The sequence below is a fragment of the Psychrobacter sp. 1Y4 genome (assembly GCF_051847555.1).
In genome coordinates, this window is sequence record NZ_JBPYDE010000049.1 from 1 (window position 1) to 1,617 (window position 1,617).

Sequence of the window (1,617 nt, forward strand, 5' to 3'; positions counted from 1 at the left end):
TTATCTCTGCCAGGCGTGCCACAAAGATTGAAAGGAGACAATATGAACAAGGTTAGTTATCACATAGATAAGTTGCCGCCATTAACGGCTAAGCAGCAAGCGGACTTAGAGTACTTAGCAACGCTTAGCGATGACGACATTGATCTATCGGACATTCCAGAAATCACCGACTGGTCAGGCGCGATCCGTGGCAGTATCAAACCACAAACGCTTACTACAGAAGCCAGTGTTATCAGCCCAAGCATTCTTGCTAAGTTTAAGGACAGAGCCAAGCAGACAGGCGGTAACTATCAGGACATGATCAATGATGCCCTAGAAGAATACCTAACTGATCATTAAGTCTTAGCCAACAAGTTATAACCTCAAGACGACTTGGGGTTTTTTTACACCTTTCATTGTAGTATGTTGTATATTGTATTATACTATATACAACATACTACAATGCACTATCAAGGAATACAAAATCATGGCACTCACCACACAAGATATTCATGCAGCAGCTGACCGATTACAGGAGCAAGGGATAAAGCCGACACTGGCAGAGGTGCGTAAGGCGCTAGGCGGTGGCTCATTCACTACCATTAGTGATGCGATGCAGAGTTGGAAGCGAGAACAGCAGGAAGAGCAAGAGCTGCAACAAGTGGATTTACCTAGCGGTATCACTGAACGCTTGCACACGCTTGGCGCTGATATGTGGCAGACAGCTATTGATATGGCGAACGATAGGCTGTCTAAGGAGCGTGAAGCTCTAGAGGTGGTTAAGGTTAAGGCACAAGCAGAGACGGACGAAGCGCAAGAAGCAGTTAAAACCTTAGAGGGTGAACAAGCAGATCTACTACAGCAGCTGGACGAAGTGGCCACTACTGCGGAGACAGCAACTAAAGCGGCTCAGCAAGCCACAGCTGACCATGATGCTACCAAACAGACGCTATCAGATACTAAGCATCAATTAGAGCTTGAACGAACTAAAGCAGAAACAGCACAATCACAGCTTGTAGAGACACGTAGCGCATTAGATAAGCAATCTGTAGAGCTTACTAGTAGTCTTGGTGAGGTAGCCACGCTTAAAGCTACAGCTGATAGCGATAAAGCAGAGATTGCACGTTTAAAGGCGGAGCTTAAAGCCACTAAGTCAGAGCTAAAGACGGTCACAGCTGAACGCAATGAGATACAAACTGCTACCGCAGAGATCAAAGGAGAGCTAAAGGCGGTAACCTTTGAACGTGATAAGCTATCAGGACTTTATGAGCAGCTGACTCAAATACAGGCTAAACTTGAAGCTGAACATAGTATATTGAATAAGCAATATGGCGAGCTATCGAGCCGTCACCTATCAGAACAAGAACAAGTGACTGTGTTACAAAATAAACTCAAGAAAGCTCAAGATAATCTAATACTTATTCAAAACAAAGATAACGCCTTGGATGTTGATTAAATAAAAGTATTCAAGGTTCCAAGATAAAGAATAGTTATGAGCTAGGAAGAGACTTTACCTAAAGCGTAGATCTCGTTCTATTCACACTAAGCTTATGAATCAACTATGACAATATCGACTCACTGAATAAGTGATTGTTGTATATTAACTATTCTAAATTTTTCTCTGGACTCTTATAGTAT

General features: G+C 42.9%; 2 protein-coding genes. Both read left to right on the forward strand.

The window, feature by feature from the left end; all coding sequences use genetic code 11:
• A partial coding sequence (locus ACS8FC_RS14040; protein WP_439297212.1) for a hypothetical protein occupies positions 1-339 on the forward strand: 339 nt, incomplete at its 5' end.
• 127 nt (positions 340-466) lie between these two features.
• On the forward strand, positions 467-1,435 hold the full coding sequence (locus tag ACS8FC_RS14045) for a DNA-binding protein (RefSeq protein ID WP_058025952.1): 969 nt from the start codon (positions 467-469) through the stop codon (positions 1,433-1,435).
• The last annotated feature ends 182 nt before the right edge of the window (positions 1,436-1,617 follow it).

Excerpts from the sequence above, each read along its gene's own strand:
- ACS8FC_RS14045 (WP_058025952.1), top strand. The coding sequence starts at position 467 with ATGGCACTCACCACACAAGATATTCATGCAGCAGCTGACCGATTACAG.